We start from the raw sequence: 18,124 nt of genomic DNA on the forward strand, positions 1-18,124 counted from the left end.
CATGACGCTGCTACGGACCACATCGGACCATGCCGATTTTCAAACGCTCGTTGGGGCGCTCGACACGTACCTGACGTCGGTCAACGGAAGCGACGACGCCTACTACCGGCAGTTTAACAAAATCGACGCGCTCAGGTACGTGGTCGTGGCTTATGTGGATGACCCCGCTGTAACGGGGCAGGCTGTACCTGTGGGGTGCGGGGCCTTTAAACCCTTCGACGACCAAGCTACCGAAATCAAGCGGATGTACGTCGACCCGGCTTATCGCGGGCAGGGTATCGCCAGAGCCATCCTGGCCGAGTTGGAAGGATGGAGCCGGGAGATTGGGTACGTTGCCTGTGTACTCGAGACGAGCATCAAACTACCCGAGGCCGTTCAGCTTTATACCCGGTGGGGTTACGAACGCACACCCAACTACGGCCAATACATCGGCATGCCCGATAGCCTCTGCTTTCGGAAAAGCTTATGAATGCACGATGAACAATGTACGATGTACAATGCACGGTGCGCCCATGTGATGCTGCTCATTGTACATCGTGCATTGTACATTGTTCATTAACCAACCCTTATGCTCTACACGTCTGACCAGGTTGCTGATTTGCTTACGCGCCCGCTGCGGCATTTGCTGGTTGACGAGCGCGACCATGTACTCACGCTGACCCTCAACCGGCCGGAGAAAAAGAACGCCCTCAACCCCACGCTGCTCAACGAACTGGCCTTTGCGCTGGCCTATGCCCACCATACGCCCACGGTATGGGTGGTGGTACTCGCGGCGGCGGGCGATACCTTCTGCGCGGGCATGGACCTGAAAGCCCTACAGGCTGGCGACACCGGCGACGATACCGTGCCGCTGCCCGCCGGGCCGGTGCGGCTGGGCGAACTGATGGCGGGGCTGCATAAACCCAGCATCGTGCGCGTGCAGGGCAGCGTTTATGCCGGTGGGTTCCTGCTGGTCGGTGGCGCTACCTACGCCGTCGCGGCCGAGTCGGCGGTGTTTGCCTTGCCGGAAGTGAAGCGCGGCCTGTTTCCGTTTCAGGTACTGGCTATCCTGCTCGATCTCATGCCCGCCCGCAAGGCGCTCGATTTGTGCCTGCGCGGACAGTCCCTGAGCGCGGCCGAGGCATTGGCTGCCGGACTGGTAACACATACCGCGCCTGCGGCAGAAATTGACCAGACGGTAGCCGCCCTCGTGGCTGAGCTGACGGCCGTTTCACCCACCGCCCTGCGGTTTGGTCTGAGGGCATACGAGCAGCTTAAAAACTTGCCGCAGAGCCAGCAGCAGGCTTTTCTGCACGATCAGTTTGGGCAAATTCAGCAAACCGACGACGCCCGTGAAGGCATGGCCGCTTTCCTCGAAAAACGCGCGCCAAACTGGCGAAATCAGTAGGTTTGCAGGCCACTATTTTGGGCTTTTTGCTGTTAGGTCAGTAGTCATTGGCGTCGCTCCATCCGCGTCTGGAAACTACACCGTTTGTTTCGGCTGAAGTTGTTACGGATGAAGGGCCAACGACGAAGAACCTTTCTTATGCAGAATATCATTCAACTCCTACCCGATTCGATTGCCAACCAGATTGCTGCTGGTGAGGTGGTGCAACGCCCGGCGTCGGTGGTGAAGGAGTTGCTGGAAAACGCCGTCGACGCGGGGGCAAAATCGGTGCAACTAGTGGTGCGTGATGCCGGCCGAACGTTGGTGCAGGTCATCGACGACGGCAAAGGCATGACCGAGACCGACGCCCGGATGAGTTTTGAACGCCACGCAACCTCTAAAATTCGTACCTCCGACGATCTGTTCAAGATTCGGACAATGGGCTTCCGGGGCGAAGCGCTGGCGTCGATCGCCGCCGTGGCGCAGGTGGAAATGCGCACCCGTCGCGCCGACGATGAGCTGGGTACGTTGGTGCGCATCGAAGGGTCGGAAATAAAAGCGCAGGAGGTTGTATCGTGCCTGCCGGGTACGAATCTGCTCGTTAAAAACCTGTTCTTCAACGTACCGGCACGGCGTAATTTTCTGAAGTCCAATTCCGTCGAGATGCGCCACATCATCGACGAGTTTCAGCGCATCGCACTGGCCAACCCGGAAGTGGCGTTTTCGCTTTTTCACAACGATCAGGAGGTGTTTAATCTGCCCGCGGGCAAGCTGAGCCGCCGCATCGTGGATATGTTTGGCAAGGCGTACCGCGAACAATTGGCTTCTTGCGACGAAGAGACGCCCTATGTATCGGTGCACGGCTACATCGGCAAGCCCGAATCGGCCCGCAAAACGCGCAACGAACAGTACTTCTTCGTTAACAATCGCTATATCAAGCACAATTACCTCCATCATGCCGTGGTGGGGGCCTACGAAGGGATGATTCCCGAAGGACACCACCCGTTTTACGTGCTGTTCATCGAAATCGACCCGTCGCATATCGACATCAACATTCACCCCACCAAAACCGAGATCAAGTTCGACGACGAACGGTCGGTGTACGCCATCGTGATGGCTGCCGTCAGGAAGGCGATGGGGGTGTATAACCTGTCGCCGTCGCTCAATTTCGAGTCGGACGTTAATTTCCTGAATCGGGGCGGGCGCGATGCGCTATCGATTGCGGCGGCTCAGGCGGCCAGTGCGCCCAAGCCCGTTACGCCTTCGTGGGCTAAACCTGCCAGTCAGGCGGCCCCGGCCGCCGATACTCCGCGCAGCAGCCCCACACCGCCCCCGGCCGAGATATACCGGAAGTCGGCGCCCCAAAACTGGCAGGCGTTATTTGAAGGGGCAGGCGCTACGGCCAAAGCCAAACCAAAGCCCGACAAACCGCTGACCCACGACGTCAGCTGGATTGAACCCAGCTCGGAGCCAATGCCCCGGCCGATGGCGACACCCGCTGTTTCTGGCCAAAATGAAAGCCAACCGCCCGTTTCTGACGTAGGTACGGATGTGGTAACGAAGATGGGCAGCCGGGCCAATCAGCTGGGTGCCGACGTACCTGGCCAGGCGGTTCCCGACGACGTAGAAACCGCTGTGATTCAGGTGAAGAATCGTTACCTGCTGACGACCGTCAAGTCGGGTGTGTTGCTTATCGATCAGCGTGGGGCATACGAACGTATCCTGTACGATCAGTTTCATTCGGCGCTGACCAAACGCAGCGGGTCGTCGCAACAGTTGCTGTTTCCCAAAACCGTGACGGTGTCGCCGGTCGATTTTCAGCTGGCGCTCGACGTGCGGGAGGAACTGGAAAGCGTTGGCTTTCAATTCGACGAGACCGGCCCCAATACCTTTCTGATTCGCGGCGTACCGGTGCAGATCGGTGAAGAGCGCGAAGAAGAGTTGTTTGCCAATTTACTGGCGCAACTGCGGGAAGACACGGGACGGCTGAAACTGGACCGGCTTGAAGCACTGGCCCGGTCGCTGGCGCGTCGGTCGGCGAGCCGCCATCTGAAACCGATGACGCAGGCCGAACGACGGGCGCTCGTCGATCAACTATTTGGATCGGCTAGCCCCAGTTACACGCCGGGTGGCGAGGCCATCACCACGGTATTGACATTGGATAAATTAGCTGAATTATTTAAACCGTAATGAGTTAGGTACGTTGAGGCTACGGCTTCGATACGTATTGCCTCTTACTAGTGACCCGCCGAAGTACCGGCTTTGGCATACAACTTATGTTTTCGTTTACTCCTGCCGTTCGCACGCTGTTGCTGGTTAACGTACTGGTCTATTTTCTAACCTCGTCGGTGCGCGAAGAGGTGATTGATCAGTTTGCGCTACATTCTCTATTATCGCAACAGTTCAACATTATTCAGCTCATTACCCACATGTTCATGCATGGCAACTTTAGCCATCTATTCAGTAACATGCTGGGGTTACTGGTCTTCGGGCCGCTGCTCGAACGGACGTGGGGTGCGAGCCGTTTCCTAACTTTTTACCTGCTCACAGGCCTTGGCGCAGCGGCTCTCTACCTCGCTGTGAACTATTATGAGACTGCCGGACTGGTGCAGGCGTTCGAAACTTATCGGGCCAACCCAACCAACGGTGAGTTTATCGGGTTTATCAATGGGTACGCTTCTTCGATCTACGATAACATCGAGCCGTTTATTCAGAAATTCGATGCTGACCCGGAAAATCCGGCGTATATTGAGGGGGGGCGCAAGATTTTAACCGCTTATGTAGCCACGCAGGTCAACACACCGATGGTGGGGGCGTCGGGGGCAATTTTCGGGGTGTTAATGGCGTTTGGCCTATTGTTCCCCAATACACAATTGTTCCTGTTGTTCCCTCCTATTCCGATTAAAGCCAAGTATCTCGTAGGAGCCTATGCCCTCTGGGAGATTTACACGGGCGTTTATCGGGCGCAGGCCGACGGGGTGGCCCATTTTGCGCACATTGGTGGTATGCTCTTCGCTTATATCATCATTAAGGTCTGGGAATCTCAACGAAAAACATTCTACTAACAATGAGCGGACTACTAGATGATTTCAAGTCCGAATTCAACAAGCCCAACAATACGCTGGTGCAGTTGATTTTGATTAACACGGTCATTTTCCTGGCTGTGATTCTGGTGCTGGTAGTCTCGAAACTGACCAACCACACCGAATACTACCAGTGGACTCTTGACCAGCTCATGATGCCCTGGCAACCGGGTGCGCTGCTGCGCAAACCGTGGACCGTACTGACCTATTCCTTCACGCATTACGATCCGTTCCATATTCTGTGGAACATGGTCTTTTTATACTGGTTTGGTCGCCTTATTGAGGAATACCTCGGCAGCCGTCGGCTGGTTGGGTTGTATATCATGGGCGCGCTGGGCGGTGGGCTTTGCTATTTCGTAGCGTACAACCTAGTGCCATATTTCAACAATCAGGTAGGCGGGCAGGTGCTGCTCGGTGCGTCGGGTGCGGCGTTGTCGGTAGCGGTCGGTGCGGCCACGTTGCTGCCCAACTACACGTTCCACCTGCTCTTCATCGGGCCGGTACGTATCAAATACATCGTGCTGTTTTTCGTCGTCCTGTCGTTCTTCAACTCGGTCGGTAACAACGCCGGCGGTAACCTCGCGCACATTGGCGGGGCACTCGTCGGATTTGTGTACATCAAGCTGCTGCAAAACGGTAGCGACATGGGCCGCCCGGTTTATTGGGTGATGGACATCTGGAGCAACCTGTTCCGTACCAAACCGCCCGTAAAGGTGTCGCAACGCCAGCGTAGCGCGCAAACAACGCCCAGCGCCTATGCTGCGGCGGGGAGTTCAGCAACGCACGTGGGTATTCCCGATCAGGACGAAGTCGACGCGATTCTGGATAAGATTGGCCGGTCAGGCTACGAAAGCCTCACTCGCGAAGAGAAGCAGAAGCTATTTCGGGCCAGCCAGAAGTCATAATCTCGTAGAGATGCAATCCCTTGCGTCTCAAACGCGCCATCATTTTGTAGAAAAATGGCTGACACGGAGGAGACGCAAGGGATTGCGTCTCTACAACAATCAATCATCAATGCGCCGGCGTGAGGCTTTGACCTCGCTCCGGCGTTTTTTTTGATCGAGCCGCTGAGCAATCATACCGGCGCTGGGCTTGGTGGCTTTGCGCGGCTTGGGTACTTCGAACGCCTTGGCGATTAACCGATCGAACTTCTTGATAACCTTTTCGCGATTAGCGAGCTGGGTACGTTCGGTCTGGTGGGTCAGAACCAGTTCGCCCTCGGTCGTGAGTTTGTTTGCCAGTTTGTCGAGCAGAAGAGTACGTTGCTCGTCGGTTAGCAAGGCTGACTCGCGCACGTTGAAGCGAAGTTCGGCCTTAGTGGCCACTTTGTTAACGTTCTGCCCGCCCGCACCGCCACTGCGCGCAAACTGGAAGCGAAGATCAGAATGTAAGCTGCGAGGATCGAAAGGCATGGCTTTTTGGGAACCGCAGCGGCGGACCGTGCAGATAAAGGGGATTTTAGGGATGAACGCGGGTTTTTGGGTGGCTTTAGACTAACAGGTTTAAAATCCACGATCATTACCAAAATCCACGTCATCCGCGTGCCATCCCAAAATTATACCTCTACCAGCATCGCGCCGTAGGAATAGCCGCCGCCAAAGACCGTGACGACGATGCGCTCACCGGGCTGGAATGAATCCCAGCGCTCTGACAAGGCGATGGCGCAACCGGCACAACCCGTATTGCCAAGGTATTGAATGTTTGAAATAAGTTTTTCTTCCGGCAGCCCCAGCGTCTGCATCACATTCCGGCTAATGCGCAGGTTGGCCTGGTGAGGCAGCACATAATCGACATCGGCCGCCGTAAGGCCAAATTTGGCCAAAATCTGGAGACTGGCTTTGGGCATATAAATGCAGGCGTTCTGGAAAACGTCGCGGCCATAGGGCATAATCACGCCCCGTTCCAGCGGCTGCAATACAACCGCTTCAACGGCTTTACCTGCATGGGCAGCGCCACCAGTGAGCAGGCCTTTGATGGTCAGGTCACGGTCCGACTGCCGCTCGCGGGTGATGAGCAACGCCGCCGCCCCGTCGCCCCACAGGTGGCCCGACACCGTATCGTCTTCGTTGTAATAGCCGGTGTTGTGCTCCGACACGACCACCAGCGCCCGGGTGGCTTTGTTCAACGCGAAATAGCCTTCTACGATCTCGATGGCATTGAGAAGCGACGAGCAGGCCGACGATACCGAGACTGTCGGGATATCGGCGATGTTCAGGTGGTTCTGCACCACGTGAGCCAGCGTCACGATGGTGTCGTGCGGGGTATACGTCGCGCCTACAATCAGATCAACGGTGCTTAAATCAGCTTTGGCCATGAGGTGGTTGACCACCTCGATCGACATGGTATTGGTGTTTTCGCCCGGTGCGGCTTTCCGGCGTTCACTAATACCTGTTCGGGTAGTAATCCATTCGTCTGATAGCCCGTTGAGCCGGGTAAAATGATCGTTACCAACTACTTGAGCAGGCAAATAGTGGCTAACTGCGTGAATAAACATGAGCCGATTTAACTTGGCCTACAAAGCCAACAACTGAATTGAAAGCGAAAGTTAAAGGCTTCTAAGAAAACGTGGTATGTATAATGAGTATTGTACTATAATGACTGAGTAAAATACCACCAATCCGATTAAGTGGTCCAAATGTTACCGGCCACTTACCTTTGGTTTAGGCGTCGGCTTCGTGGTGGCAGTGGCGGCGGGCGCTTTGTTGGCAGCCTGCTTCCGGCTGAACTCAATGAAGTTACCGATGTCTTCAGCCGGAAGCGCGCGGGCAATGATTTTCCGGTTCTTGTCAAGTACGTAAACAGTCGGAGTGCTGTATACGTCGTACTGACGGCGGAAGTCGATGCGTTGACTGTGATCGTAGCCGTTGACCCAGTTGGTCAGCTTAAACTCGCGGATGAACTTCTTCCAGTCTTCAGCCGAGTCTTCGATGGCCACCGCCACAACCTTCACGCCCTTACCGGCGGGCGAATCGGTAAACTGCTTCACCTTAGGGGTGGCTTCGCGGCAATGCCCGCAGTGGGGCGCGTAGAAGAACATCACCGTGTAGTCGGCTCCGGTGGTTGCCTGTGCCAGATTGATGGGCCGGGCGAGCGTATCGCTCACAACGGGCATCTGAAATGATTTACCCACCTGCAACGGCTTCAGAATCGCGACGCGCTCGGTCAAGGTTTTGCGCGTGCTCGAATCGAGGTTGTCAAACTGCCCTTTGAGCCAGTAATTTTCGACCAGGTGAATAAACAGGCCGTCGGTACCCAGCACTTTGGGGCGCTCATACTGGCTGGTTAGGTACCAGATCAGGTAATTGCGCATGTCTTTGCTGGGGCCGGCCCGCTTGATGAGCATGTCAGCCTCCTTGGTCAACGAGTCGACCTGCTGGAACGTCAGCTCTTTGATGTAGCGATCGATACGGGGCTGCAACAGCGAGGTACGTAGCATGCGATCGTCGGTCAGGTCGAAGTTATCCCAGAAATGATTTTTGTAGTAATTGAACTGCCAGAGCGAATCGGGGCGGCCGTTGGCGGCTTTGGGCGGCGTAGGTACGTCGGGGTCGGCCGAGGCGAGCAGGATTTTGCTGGTCAGGAGTTTAGGGTTTTTGGCCAGAAAGTCTTTCCGGTAGGCGGCCGCTTCAGTTTGCAGGGCTTTCATCTGCTGCGCCGTCACCTCTGATTTGGGCAGCTTATCGAGCTTTCCCATCTGGTCGAAAATGCTTTTGAGCTTATGCTGATACCCATAAAAGGCTGCATTTTCGACCGAACCATCCGTTTTCATGCTACCAATCAGGTCGGTGGTATCGGTTTCGAAACCAAACTGCTGCTCAGCGAGCATAAGGTCAAAGTAGCGGCCTTTGGGCAGAACCACCAAATAGAGGCCTTCGGGAAGCTTCTTGCGGCTCTGGAAGACGAAGTTGCCGCTGGCATCGACGCGGGCCGTATCTTTCGGCACGTAGTGGGTCGCATCATACTGGTAATGCGCCAACACAACGGTGGTATCTTTCAGGCCCCGAATGCGTCCGGCGATCCGATGACCTTCGGGTGATTGGGCGGAGGCCAGCAGAGATACCAACCCCAGACTTAGCCCCAACATCAACGTGCAGTAGTTACGTAAGTTCATAGCACAAAGTTAACGGATATTGGGCGCTGTATATTGAAGAGTACCCTCCGTAAGTGACCACTCGTCAATATTCATTCCATGTTTTACGTTCTCTCCAAATCAATTGGTTATTTTCTGACGCCGGCGGGGTGGTTGCTGGGTACGTTGGTGGGGGCGTGGCTACTGCCCCGGTACCGTCGGCGGCTCGTGGGTACGTCGCTGTTATTGTTTTGGGTATTGGGAAACAGCTATTTGGTCTATAATCAATTGGCCCCGCGCTGGGAGGTAAACCCCACCCAACCGTTACCCCAACCCGTTCAGGGCCAACCGGTCGTTGCCGTGGTATTGACGGGGGGAATGATCAACACCAAACTGCCGGTTACGCCCGCTCGCCCGCTGTTGGGGCAACAGGCCGACCGACTGGGGCAGGCGCTGTATCTGTATAAAACCGGGCGGGCACAGAAGATTCTGATTAGTGGAGGCGAGAGCGGCCTGTTTTTCTACGGAACCAGCGCCGTGCAGGAAGGGCAGGCGGCCATGCAGTTTCTGCACCTGGCGGGCATCCCCACCCGGGATCTGCTCTGGGAAACCCGCTCCCGCAATACGCAGGAAAACGCGCTCTTTTCGGCTCGGTTGCTTCGGCAGCATTACAAAACGAGCCAATGCGTTGTGGTTACGTCGGCGTTTCATATGCGACGGGCGCTGGCTTGCTTTGCGCGGGAAGGCATTACGGCCACGCCCTTTGCCGGGTCGTACATGCAACAGCCGGGGCAACTGGTGCTGGCCGACGTGCTGGTGCCCCATGAACAGGCCTTTGCCGATGCCATGCATCTAATTAAAGAATTGGTTGGGTACGTTACCTACGCCGCCATGGGGTACGTTTGATTCTGTGCAGAGTGGGGCAACTCAAAGCCGCTTAATTACAAAATTGCTTCAAAACACACGATTTAGACAATTTGACGCATTTTTGCCGTTGTCTGATCGACTAAAAACTACGTGAATATGATCGCCTCGAAACGTCCAATTCTTGTTTTTCTGCTGACCAATGCCATTGCCCTCTCGCTCGTTTTTGCGTTGGTGGTAAGCTGTAAGAAAACCGATGACCCTGGTACTGGTGGCTCCGACAACCTGACCACGATACAGGGTAACTGGCGCCTAACCGCCATCAACATTAATCCTGGTTACACGGATCCAAGAGTCCCTTTTCCAGTAACCGAATTGGTTAGTGGTCTAACGCTGCTGGAACCTAACTGTGCTACCACCACAACGCTGTCGTTCAATAACGGCACTGTCACCAATAATTCAGCCTCTATATCGTCCTGCACAAGTGCTACGTTGACTAAGCAGCTGATAAACAGCTTTTTTGCGGCGTCGACGTCCTACACTGAAGATGCCAACCAGCTAACCGTTCGGGGGCCTCAAACGGTTACGTACAGCAAAGCCGTTACGACTAGCACGGCTACGCTGGTGACTAACCTAAGCGTCAATCCAGGTGGTCAGCCAACACCTACGTCGTATACGATAACCATGGCGCGGCAGCAATAAAACGCGTAGTAAACAATACGTGGTGCGTAATGAACACGAGCTATGTTTTCCCGAACTCTGGCTGTTCATCACGCACCACGTATTGTTTATCACTCGTTCTATTCCGTTTCCAACTCGACAATGGTGTCTATGGCGTTGGCGGCGGGAGCGGTGGGCATGGTCAGCAACACGCCGTCGGCGGTTTGGCTCACTTTCACGGCCTGCTTGCTCCCAAAAAGTCGGGCTGATTTAACCCGAGTTGGCAGGGTAGGTAGCGTCAATTGGGCGTCGTTCCAGTCGAGGATGTGCACGAAGACGCGCTTGCCGTTAGCCGTCGTGACGCCCCACGGCCGAGGGCCAACCGGACCGCCGCGCGTGCCGTAGACGGTCTCGCCAAACTGCTGCGTCCATTTGCCTACCTCGGCCAGCGCGTTGACAAACTCCGGCTGGATTTTGCCGTTGGGCATCGGGCCCACGTTGAGCAGGAAATTGGCGTTGCGCCCGGCGGCTTTCACCAGATACCGAACCAGTTCCCTGGGCGATTTGTAGTGATTGTCTCTCAGGTTGAAGCCCCAGGCACCGTTGAGCGTTTCGCAGGTTTCGAGGGGTAACTGACTCACCTCATTAGTGTTGTAACCGAAGGTGTTCTGGCCCGGCAGGTCGCGCTCAAACATCTGGAAATCTTCACCTTCGAACGGGGCCACGTGGTGATTGTTGCCAATCAGGGCGGCGGGTTGCAGCTTGTGAATGAGGTCGTAGGTACGTCGTAACTGCCAGTCGACTTTGGTATCGCGGGTGCTTTTGTTCATCTCGTCTTTGGCCTGATCCCACCAGCCATCAAACCAGATACCGGCAATGGGGCCATAATCGCCGCTGAGTAGCTCGGTCAGTTGGGCGTCCATGTAGCGCAGGTACGTGTCGAAATTGCCTTTTTCGGGTCGGCCCGTCCAGGAGCCACCAGTTTTGCCACGGGGAAAGTAGTCGGGATGGTGCCAGTCGAGGTGCGAGTGGTAGAAAAACAGTTTGATTCCCTGTGCTTTGCATTCGTCGGCCAGCATTTTCAGTACGTCCTTTTTGTAGGGTGTGGCGTCGACGATGTTGTAGGGGCTCACTTTGGAATGCCACATGGCAAACCCGTCGTGGTGCTTGCTGGTGATGGTGATGTAGCGCATCCCGGCGTTTTTGGCCATGCTCACCCAAGCTTTGGCATCGAACTGCGTCGGGTTGAAAAAGGTAGGCAGCTTCTCGTAGTCTTTGATGGGAATGTGCTGGTCGTTCATGACCCATTCGCCATCGCCGAGCTGACTGTAGACGCCCCAGTGAATGAAGAGGCCGAATTTGTCGTTCTGAAAGGCTTTGCGGGCGGCGAGGTTGTCGGCGGTAGGTTGGTAGGACTGGGCGGTGGCCGTCAGCGACCACAGGCTTAAAAGAACAAGTAACGTGCGCATAGTAAAGGGATTGACTTTGCGCTGAAAAGCCGCCTCGCCTGTCGACTTACTTTTAACGCCCCATCAGCGGTTACTTTTCAAAACATATAAAGTCTATATAGAAACCTTTACTTATTTATTTCAACGATATGGTAACACGAATGCTTTCGGTACTGGTTGGTTTGAGTCTGGTTTTCGTCATGGGTTGTAAAAAGACTGACGAACCGGGATCGGGAACCGTCAACACGACCCCTACGTCGCTGGTTGGCAACTGGAAAGTCACGGCCTTCACGATGGACCCCGCCTGGCCCAAAGTCGTGAACGGATCACCCGAACGATTTACCGATTACCTCCAATACCTCAAGCGCGTTAACGAAACCTGCCTGACCGACATAACCTGGACGTTTGCGCAGGATTCTCGGTTGTCGACTAACAAGGATAACCTGCCTACCTGCGGCGTCAACGGTCCAAACTCTACGTTCATTGTCGATTATCTGGTCGACCCGAACGGAACGTACAAGGAGTCGCCTAACCAAGTGGAGCTTATTGGAACCGGCAACCTGACCAGTATGACGGTCGGAAAAACGTTTGCGCCGGGTAATCTGGTCACGCTTCAGTGGAAAGACCAGGACCTCAGCAATCAGGGTATCCAGACGACCTACACGATGACGCTGACGAAGCAGTAATCGCGCTTAGAACCGGTTTAACACTCGTTCGACGCCGGGAACGTACCCAGCCCCAAACAGGTTGACATGCACCAACAGGGGATACAGGTTGTAAATGGCGATGCGGTCAGCAAAGTCCGGCTCGAGTGGAAAGAGCGCGTCGTAGGCCTCGTAGAAGCGGGCGTCAAATCCGCCAAACAAGTGAGTAAACGCCAACTCGGCCTCCCGAAAGCCATAATACACCGCCGGATCGACCAGCGCGGGCTGTTCGTCTTCGGTTAGCAGCACGTTGCCCGTCCAGAGGTCGCCGTGCAACAGGGCGGGTCGTTCGGGTGGCAGCAGGTCGGGCAGGCGGTCGCGGAGCCGAAACAACGCTTCGTAGGTACGTTTGTCGAGCAGGCCGTTGTAAAGTGCCTGACCGGCTTGGGGTAGCAGGCGCTGCTCAAAAAAGAAGGTGTGGCCGTTTTCGGTGAGCGCGTTGCGCTGCGGCAATGAGCCAATGTAATTGTCGTGGTCGAGACCAAAGAGCGGCTGTGTGTGGGCGTGTAGCTCGGCCAGTTGCTGCCCCAACTGCGTCCAGTAGAGCGTGGTCGCGTTGCGCAGACCGGCCCCATCCTGCCCCGATTCAATAAATTCCAGAATCAGATAGGCCTTATCGCCCTGCTGACCATACCCGACCAGGTTCGGTACGCGCACGGTGTGCGTCTGGCGCAGGCGGTCGAGCCCTTCAGCTTCGGCGGCAAAGAGATCGCGCCCCTCGGCCGACTGCCCATCGGGCGTCTGACGACCCAGGTCGCCGTTTCGGGCATGATTCCACTTTACGAAGAAGGTGCCTTCCGACGAAAACACCCGCGCCGCCGTGTTGATGTCGCCGCCGCTCAGAAACTGCGTATCGAGCACTTCCACGGATTGCCCGAGGTGCTGGTACAGGATGGTTTCGAAAAAATCGGCTTGCTCGTTACCCCAAAACATAACTTAGGTTTGACCGTACTGCATGAAGATGGACGTTTACGCTCCTAGGCCAGCCCGGCACCGCTCTGGATACGTACCTGGGGCAGGCTCTGTGGGTGTTCGTCGCGTAGGTACGTGATGAGGGCTTCTCGCAAGTGACAGCGCAGGTCAAAAGCCGATGGGGCATCGTTGGCCGACACTAGTACCCGCAACACAATGCCGGTGGGGGTAGTGTCGGTGATCTGCACCACAAATACCTGTTCGTTCCAGAGGGGGTCGGCTTCGGCAATCTGCTTCGCTTTGTCACGCACTTTGTCAATTGGGGTATTGTAGTCCAGGTAGAGCAGAATGGCCCCGGTAATGCTGGCGTCGGAGCGGGTCCAGTTCTGGAAGGGGTTTTCCACGAAATAGGTAATCGGCAAGATGAGCCGTCGTCGGTCCCAGAGCCGAACCACCACGTTGGTCAGGTTGATTTCTTCCACGCGCCCCCACTCATTTTCGACTACCACGGCATCGTCCAGCCGGATTTGCTGCGTAAAAGCAATCTGAATGCCCGCCAGCAGATTGCCGAGCGATTTCTGGGCCGCAAAACCTACTACCACCGATACAATACCTGCCGAAGTGAGCACGCTGGCACCAAGCTTGCGGCTTCCCTGAAAATTGAGCAGCAGTAAAGAAAAACTAACCAGCACCAGAATCGTTGAGATAATGCGCCGTATAAACTGCACCTGCGTCACAAACTTGCGCTGCGAGAGGTTGGTATCGCTGCTGATGTCGTAACTACGCACCATCAGCAGTTCGCCCAGTTTCAGCAGCCGCAACGCCAGCCAGGTGCTGGTGAGCAGAAACAGTACCTCGGCCGCTTTATCGGCTACGGGGTGCCGCCGCAGAAACCGTTCGGGCTGAATGTTGGTGCCGGTGAGAAAAAACAGCGAAGGCAACCAGAAATAAAAGGCCGTTCTGACGTACCGGCGCAGCAAGACCAAAACCTGATTATTCTTGCGTTGGGCAATTAGCCGGATAATCTGCGTGAGCACAAACGTGGTCGCCAACCCCGCAATAACGGAGATGATCAGTAAGATCCAGCCCGATAGATCGCGGTTGGGTACGTACCCAAACCAGCGAATAACGGCGCGTATCCAGACATCGATTTGTTGTTGCATGAGGTAAAGGTGAGAAATTTATGGTCGTTGGTGGTCCTTTGGCTTCGCTGTCTTCCGGTCGCTAACTCATTTTTCCAACCCGTCCAACGGGGGCTTTGTTATCTTTGGCATACGATTCAATCCGACTTACACGTTCTGATTGCTGATTGTTTTCCACTAAACGCTTCCGTTATCTTCTGTCTATGACCATCCTGCTTCAGGTTCCAACCACTTCGGCCTCAGCGGTGGCCGATTCGACCACCAACGCTGCCAACGGAGCCGCTACCGTTACACAAAGCCTGGGTTTATTTGATCTGGTAGCGAAAGGGGGATGGGTTATGGTCCCGATTGCCTTCCTGTTTTTCGCCACACTATACCTCATTATCGAACGCCTGATCCTGATTCGGAAGCAAAGCCACATCGATGAAGGCTTTGTCGACAACGTCAAGGACATGCTCCTGCAAGGAAATATCAAATCGGCGGAGTCGTTTTGCAAAAATCAGCGCAACGCCGTTGGTCGCGTATTTGAAAAAGCCGTTGGCCGGGTGGGGGTTGCCTCGAATAAAGAAATCGAAGGTACCATCGAGACCGTCGGGCAGATCGAGCTTTCGCGCATGGAGCGAAATCTGGGCTATCTGGGGGTCATCGCCGGTATTGCACCGATGCTCGGCTTTATCGGTACGATCTCCGGGATCATCCGCATTTTCTACGACATTTCGTTGTCCGACAACATCAGCGTGGGAATCATCGCCGGTGGTTTGTACGAAAAAATGATCACGTCGGGCGGTGGTCTGATCGTAGGGGTTATCGCTTACACCGGCTATCACCTGCTCAACATGAGCATCGAGCGGTTTACACTCAAGCTGGAAATGGCGGCGTTCGACTTCATGGAAGTGCTGCAAAAACCAACGGAGACCGCACGCGTTCGGTAAACCCAATCTTTGGAGGAAGGTCAGCGTTTGCAGGTCGGATTGTCACATCACGGCTTTGAGCGCGGTTCTATTCCGAACGACACATGGATAAGCTGAAAGTATCGACCGCCCAGTTTGAACACCGTAGCGGCGACAAGAAATACAACCTGTCGGTCATTAACCGGTTGGCTGAAAAGGCATCGAAAGAAGGCTCGCAGGTAATCGCGTTTCATGAGTGTTCCATTACCGGCTACACTTTTGCCCGGCAGTTAAGCAAGCGGCAACTGCTTGATCTCTCGGAGGTTATTCCCGGTGGTGAAAGTATCGAGGCGCTGACGGACATTGCTAAACGGCACAACATTGCCGTGCTGGCGGGGCTGTTTGAGAAAGACGACACCGATAAAATCTACAAGGCGTATGTCTGCGTGGATAAAAACGGGCTGGTGGCCAAATACCGCAAGCTTCATCCGTTTATCAACCCGCACATCACGCCCGGCGACAGCTACTGCGTGTTTGATCTCTACGGCTGGAAATGCGGCATTCTGATCTGTTACGACAACAACGTGATCGAAAACGTGCGGGCGACTAAACTGCTTGGCGCCCAGCTCATTTTTATGCCGCACGTAACCATGTGTACGCCTTCGACCCGGCCGGGGGCGGGGTTTGTGGAACCCTCACTTTGGGAAAACCGCGAAGCCGACCCTACCTCGCTACGGCTCGAATTTGATGGAATGAAAGGCCGCGACTGGCTCATGAAATGGCTCCCGGCCCGCGCCTACGATAACGCTATCTACGCTGTATTTTCCAACCCGATCGGGATGGACGATGATCAGCTGAAGAACGGTTGTTCGATGATTATCGACCCGTTTGGCGATATTCTGGCCGAGTGCCGCACCTTCGACGACAGTTTTGTAACGGCTACGCTGATACCGCAGAAATTGATTCAGGCAGGTGGACACCGGTACATCAAAGCCCGCCGGCCAGACCTGTACCGGGATATTATCGGCAAAGAACACCGGCCCGAACAAAGGGTGGTGTGGCTCGATGCCAACGAATAGCACTGAACCGGCTGCCAGTTAACGAGGCGCAGCCATTGACTCTAGTTACCCATGAAACTCCGCCGGAAACGCAAATTTGCCGCCGAGGTAGCCACGTCGTCGCTGAACGACATTATGTTCTTCCTGCTGCTGTTCTTCCTGATCATCTCGACGGTAGCCAACCCCAACGTGATCAAGCTGTTGCTGCCCAAAGCGTCGTCGTCGCAACAATTGAGCAAGAAGCAGGTAACGCTGTCGGTGGATGCCAACAAGCAGTATTTCATCGATAAACAACCCGTTTCAGGCGAGAACCTCGAAGAAGAGCTCAAGACGATCATGACGGGCATCGATGAACCCACCATCGTGGTCCGGTTCGACAAAACGCTCTCCGTGCAGGATCTGGTCGATGTGCTACAAACCGGCGCCAAGCTCAATATCAAAATGGTGATGGCGACGTCGAAATAAAGAGTGCGGGCCGCGTACTACAAAGAATGAATGGATGACACTAGATTGTGCCTGCGTCAACCATTCACTCTTTAAATTAAAATCGATACTGCGTCCGGATCGTCAGGAGGTTGTCAGGTACGTCCTGCGTGTAGCCGGTCAGGCGCGACGATTCATTGATGGGTACGTCGTACCAGAAAACGATCTTGAGGTTTTCGTTCATGTAATATAGATACCCAAACCCGATGGTATCGTAGCGCAGGTCGGCCCAGCTAAACTTGTTGTCGATCTGCTGACCTGAAACCTGCTTGTTGGGATCGTACCAATCGTATTTAACTACAAGCTGGTGTTTCAGGCTGCCGAGGTGCTGAAGGTAGTAGAAGTAAGCGCCATTGAACCGACGCACATACAACGGCGCCGCGCCCGGTGCCGACACCGGATTGGGAATAACGCCCGGTGTTTCGGTGCTGGCCTGCGTACTGGTTTGCCAGCCGCCAACGTACTCAGCCCTAAACTCGGTAAATCCTTTGCGATTGGGAATACGCAGTTGCAGATCGGCCCCGTAATACTGGCGGGGCAAAAACTGCCGCCCTACCACCGCCGACGTATCGCGCACGAACAGCGGCGCCGTGGATTCTACACTGGCCATCCGAAACGAGTTATTGGTGTAGCGGGCGATGCCCCCGAAATACCCCGACACACTTGCCGCCAGCGTTGTGCCTGCTTTGTTGAGGCGCAGGGGTTTGAGCGCCAGCCGCGTGATGACGTCTTTACGCGTGTCGTAGTCGGATACGCTGGCCAGACCGGGGCCATTGAAGAGGCCAATATCCAGTTTGAACTGTCGTAGCGGATGACCTGGTACGCGCGGCTCGAAACTGATCATAGCCCCCAGGTCACGTTCGGTGCGCATCAGCAATTGCGACATACGTCCCCGTTCCGGCGATTCGCGGTCACCCGAGCCGTAGTTGACCTCGAAGCCAAACGGACGGGCAAACAAACCCGCCGTTAAGTGGAAGAGATTGAAACGGTTGTCGTAAAGACGGCCCCAGAAGTCGCGCGTTTGCATGCCCCGTTCGGTGCCATCGAACTGGAAGACAAACAGTACTTTGGGTTGCCCCTCGGGCGTGTAGCGGGCGTAATCGAGCCGGAGCCGCCCCCGCCGCACACTGAACCGGTCATCGACCCCCGCCGGAAAGTCGCCGCCATTGAAGCTGCGTTGTCCTTCGGTCTGACCGAGTTGGAACTGTGGCTGAATGTATCCCGAAATGTTCAGGAACTCATAACGCCGCAACAGGCCAATTAGCCGCTGTGTGGTGTCGATCTGGCTTTCGGTTAGTCCACCACGTTGCTGGGCCGCAACGTACCCAGCCGTCAGCAGCCAGCACCAGCCCGTGAGCAGGTACAAACAGGTACGTTTCCTCGACAAAGTCATAGTGAATCAGATAAAGAGGTACCTGTACGCAGCCAGAGAGCTTGCTCGGGAT

At 55.2% G+C, this 18,124-nt stretch carries 18 protein-coding genes; 11 read left to right on the plus strand and 7 right to left on the minus strand.

The features are described from left to right. Position 1: 1 nt before the first annotated feature. The 5 genes from ACAW74_RS20900 (at position 2) to ACAW74_RS20920 (ending at position 5,354) form a co-directional block, all read left to right on the plus strand. Positions 2 to 469, plus strand: coding sequence for a GNAT family N-acetyltransferase (locus tag ACAW74_RS20900; RefSeq protein WP_370700178.1), 468 nt, complete (start codon positions 2 to 4; stop codon positions 467 to 469). Between the two features lie 99 nt (positions 470 to 568). Beyond that, entirely contained in the window at positions 569 to 1,387 is an 819-nt protein-coding gene (locus ACAW74_RS20905) for an enoyl-CoA hydratase-related protein (RefSeq protein WP_370700179.1), read from the plus strand. A 138-nt stretch (positions 1,388 to 1,525) separates the two neighbouring features. Further along, positions 1,526 to 3,556, plus strand: coding sequence for a DNA mismatch repair endonuclease MutL (mutL, locus tag ACAW74_RS20910; protein WP_370700180.1), 2,031 nt, complete (start codon positions 1,526 to 1,528; stop codon positions 3,554 to 3,556). A gap of 86 nt (positions 3,557 to 3,642) precedes the next feature. Beyond that, positions 3,643 to 4,431: a rhomboid family intramembrane serine protease gene (locus ACAW74_RS20915; protein ID WP_370700181.1), complete on the plus strand. Its 789-nt coding sequence runs from the start codon at positions 3,643 to 3,645 to the stop codon at positions 4,429 to 4,431. A gap of 2 nt (positions 4,432 to 4,433) precedes the next feature. Next, positions 4,434 to 5,354 carry a rhomboid family intramembrane serine protease gene (locus ACAW74_RS20920; RefSeq protein ID WP_370700182.1) on the plus strand — a complete coding sequence of 307 codons (921 nt, stop codon included), beginning with the start codon at positions 4,434 to 4,436 and terminating at the stop codon, positions 5,352 to 5,354. A gap of 99 nt (positions 5,355 to 5,453) precedes the next feature. Here the strand turns inward: ACAW74_RS20920 and arfB are convergent, their stop codons facing one another. The 3 genes from arfB to ACAW74_RS20935 form a co-directional block, all read right to left on the minus strand. Then, entirely contained in the window at positions 5,454 to 5,861 is a 408-nt protein-coding gene (gene arfB / locus ACAW74_RS20925) for an alternative ribosome rescue aminoacyl-tRNA hydrolase ArfB (RefSeq protein ID WP_370700183.1), read from the minus strand. Between the two features lie 143 nt (positions 5,862 to 6,004). After that, a complete protein-coding gene (locus ACAW74_RS20930) occupies positions 6,005 to 6,943 on the minus strand; it encodes a 3-oxoacyl-ACP synthase III family protein (RefSeq protein ID WP_370700184.1) in 939 nt (312 codons plus the stop codon). Between the two features lie 144 nt (positions 6,944 to 7,087). Beyond that, the gene (locus ACAW74_RS20935) at positions 7,088 to 8,560 is read right to left on the minus strand and encodes a thioredoxin-like domain-containing protein (protein WP_370700185.1); all 1,473 of its coding nucleotides are present in this window, start codon (positions 8,558 to 8,560) and stop codon (positions 7,088 to 7,090) included. 78 nt (positions 8,561 to 8,638) lie between these two features. Between ACAW74_RS20935 and ACAW74_RS20940 the strand changes: the two genes are divergently transcribed. Both ACAW74_RS20940 and ACAW74_RS20945 read left to right on the plus strand, forming a co-directional pair. Continuing rightward, positions 8,639 to 9,424 (plus strand): YdcF family protein, encoded by a 786-nt coding sequence (locus ACAW74_RS20940; RefSeq protein WP_370700186.1) that lies wholly within the window; start codon positions 8,639 to 8,641, stop codon positions 9,422 to 9,424. Between the two features lie 117 nt (positions 9,425 to 9,541). After that, positions 9,542 to 10,084, plus strand: a complete 543-nt coding sequence (locus ACAW74_RS20945) for a hypothetical protein (protein WP_370700187.1) — start codon at positions 9,542 to 9,544, stop codon at positions 10,082 to 10,084. Between the two features lie 98 nt (positions 10,085 to 10,182). Here ACAW74_RS20945 and ACAW74_RS20950 read toward each other — a convergent pair whose 3' ends face one another. Beyond that, the gene (locus ACAW74_RS20950) at positions 10,183 to 11,511 is read right to left on the minus strand and encodes an alpha-L-fucosidase (RefSeq protein ID WP_370700188.1); all 1,329 of its coding nucleotides are present in this window, start codon (positions 11,509 to 11,511) and stop codon (positions 10,183 to 10,185) included. Between the two features lie 128 nt (positions 11,512 to 11,639). Here ACAW74_RS20950 and ACAW74_RS20955 point away from each other — a divergent pair, with 128 nt between their 5' ends. Then, on the plus strand, positions 11,640 to 12,176 hold the full coding sequence (locus ACAW74_RS20955; protein ID WP_370700189.1) for a hypothetical protein: 537 nt from the start codon (positions 11,640 to 11,642) through the stop codon (positions 12,174 to 12,176). A gap of 6 nt (positions 12,177 to 12,182) precedes the next feature. On the opposite strand, the gene ACAW74_RS20960 is transcribed toward ACAW74_RS20955, so the two are convergent. Both ACAW74_RS20960 and ACAW74_RS20965 read right to left on the minus strand, forming a co-directional pair. Beyond that, positions 12,183 to 13,127: a fructosamine kinase family protein gene (locus ACAW74_RS20960; protein WP_370700190.1), complete on the minus strand. Its 945-nt coding sequence runs from the start codon at positions 13,125 to 13,127 to the stop codon at positions 12,183 to 12,185. A gap of 44 nt (positions 13,128 to 13,171) precedes the next feature. Beyond that, positions 13,172 to 14,269 carry a mechanosensitive ion channel family protein gene (locus ACAW74_RS20965; RefSeq protein WP_370700191.1) on the minus strand — a complete coding sequence of 366 codons (1,098 nt, stop codon included), beginning with the start codon at positions 14,267 to 14,269 and terminating at the stop codon, positions 13,172 to 13,174. Positions 14,270 to 14,451: 182 nt separating this feature from the next. Here ACAW74_RS20965 and ACAW74_RS20970 point away from each other — a divergent pair, with 182 nt between their 5' ends. From ACAW74_RS20970 to ACAW74_RS20980, 3 genes are all read left to right on the plus strand, one after another. Beyond that, complete coding sequence (locus ACAW74_RS20970) at positions 14,452 to 15,180, plus strand: MotA/TolQ/ExbB proton channel family protein (protein WP_370700192.1); 729 nt, start codon at positions 14,452 to 14,454, stop codon at positions 15,178 to 15,180. Between the two features lie 83 nt (positions 15,181 to 15,263). After that, on the plus strand, positions 15,264 to 16,217 hold the full coding sequence (locus tag ACAW74_RS20975; protein WP_370700193.1) for a nitrilase family protein: 954 nt from the start codon (positions 15,264 to 15,266) through the stop codon (positions 16,215 to 16,217). A 51-nt stretch (positions 16,218 to 16,268) separates the two neighbouring features. Continuing rightward, positions 16,269 to 16,661 carry an ExbD/TolR family protein gene (locus ACAW74_RS20980; protein WP_370700194.1) on the plus strand — a complete coding sequence of 131 codons (393 nt, stop codon included), beginning with the start codon at positions 16,269 to 16,271 and terminating at the stop codon, positions 16,659 to 16,661. Positions 16,662 to 16,737: 76 nt separating this feature from the next. On the opposite strand, the gene ACAW74_RS20985 is transcribed toward ACAW74_RS20980, so the two are convergent. Beyond that, positions 16,738 to 18,072 carry a putative porin gene (locus ACAW74_RS20985; RefSeq protein ID WP_370700195.1) on the minus strand — a complete coding sequence of 445 codons (1,335 nt, stop codon included), beginning with the start codon at positions 18,070 to 18,072 and terminating at the stop codon, positions 16,738 to 16,740. Between the last annotated feature and the right edge of the window lie 52 nt (positions 18,073 to 18,124).

Source organism: Fibrella musci (genome assembly GCF_041321105.1).
Classification (GTDB): domain Bacteria; phylum Bacteroidota; class Bacteroidia; order Cytophagales; family Spirosomataceae; genus Fibrella; species Fibrella musci.

Coding starts and splice junctions, on each gene's coding strand:
- ACAW74_RS20900 (WP_370700178.1), top strand. CDS start 2: ATGACGCTGCTACGGACCACATCGGACCATGCCGATTTTCAAACGCTC.
- ACAW74_RS20905 (WP_370700179.1), top strand. CDS start 569: ATGCTCTACACGTCTGACCAGGTTGCTGATTTGCTTACGCGCCCGCTG.
- mutL (WP_370700180.1), top strand. CDS start 1,526: ATGCAGAATATCATTCAACTCCTACCCGATTCGATTGCCAACCAGATT.
- ACAW74_RS20915 (WP_370700181.1), top strand. CDS start 3,643: ATGTTTTCGTTTACTCCTGCCGTTCGCACGCTGTTGCTGGTTAACGTA.
- ACAW74_RS20920 (WP_370700182.1), top strand. CDS start 4,434: ATGAGCGGACTACTAGATGATTTCAAGTCCGAATTCAACAAGCCCAAC.
- arfB (WP_370700183.1), bottom strand. CDS start 5,861: ATGCCTTTCGATCCTCGCAGCTTACATTCTGATCTTCGCTTCCAGTTT.
- ACAW74_RS20930 (WP_370700184.1), bottom strand. CDS start 6,943: ATGTTTATTCACGCAGTTAGCCACTATTTGCCTGCTCAAGTAGTTGGT.
- ACAW74_RS20935 (WP_370700185.1), bottom strand. CDS start 8,560: ATGAACTTACGTAACTACTGCACGTTGATGTTGGGGCTAAGTCTGGGG.
- ACAW74_RS20940 (WP_370700186.1), top strand. CDS start 8,639: ATGTTTTACGTTCTCTCCAAATCAATTGGTTATTTTCTGACGCCGGCG.
- ACAW74_RS20945 (WP_370700187.1), top strand. CDS start 9,542: ATGATCGCCTCGAAACGTCCAATTCTTGTTTTTCTGCTGACCAATGCC.
- ACAW74_RS20950 (WP_370700188.1), bottom strand. CDS start 11,511: ATGCGCACGTTACTTGTTCTTTTAAGCCTGTGGTCGCTGACGGCCACC.
- ACAW74_RS20955 (WP_370700189.1), top strand. CDS start 11,640: ATGGTAACACGAATGCTTTCGGTACTGGTTGGTTTGAGTCTGGTTTTC.
- ACAW74_RS20960 (WP_370700190.1), bottom strand. CDS start 13,127: ATGTTTTGGGGTAACGAGCAAGCCGATTTTTTCGAAACCATCCTGTAC.
- ACAW74_RS20965 (WP_370700191.1), bottom strand. CDS start 14,269: ATGCAACAACAAATCGATGTCTGGATACGCGCCGTTATTCGCTGGTTT.
- ACAW74_RS20970 (WP_370700192.1), top strand. CDS start 14,452: ATGACCATCCTGCTTCAGGTTCCAACCACTTCGGCCTCAGCGGTGGCC.
- ACAW74_RS20975 (WP_370700193.1), top strand. CDS start 15,264: ATGGATAAGCTGAAAGTATCGACCGCCCAGTTTGAACACCGTAGCGGC.
- ACAW74_RS20980 (WP_370700194.1), top strand. CDS start 16,269: ATGAAACTCCGCCGGAAACGCAAATTTGCCGCCGAGGTAGCCACGTCG.
- ACAW74_RS20985 (WP_370700195.1), bottom strand. CDS start 18,072: ATGACTTTGTCGAGGAAACGTACCTGTTTGTACCTGCTCACGGGCTGG.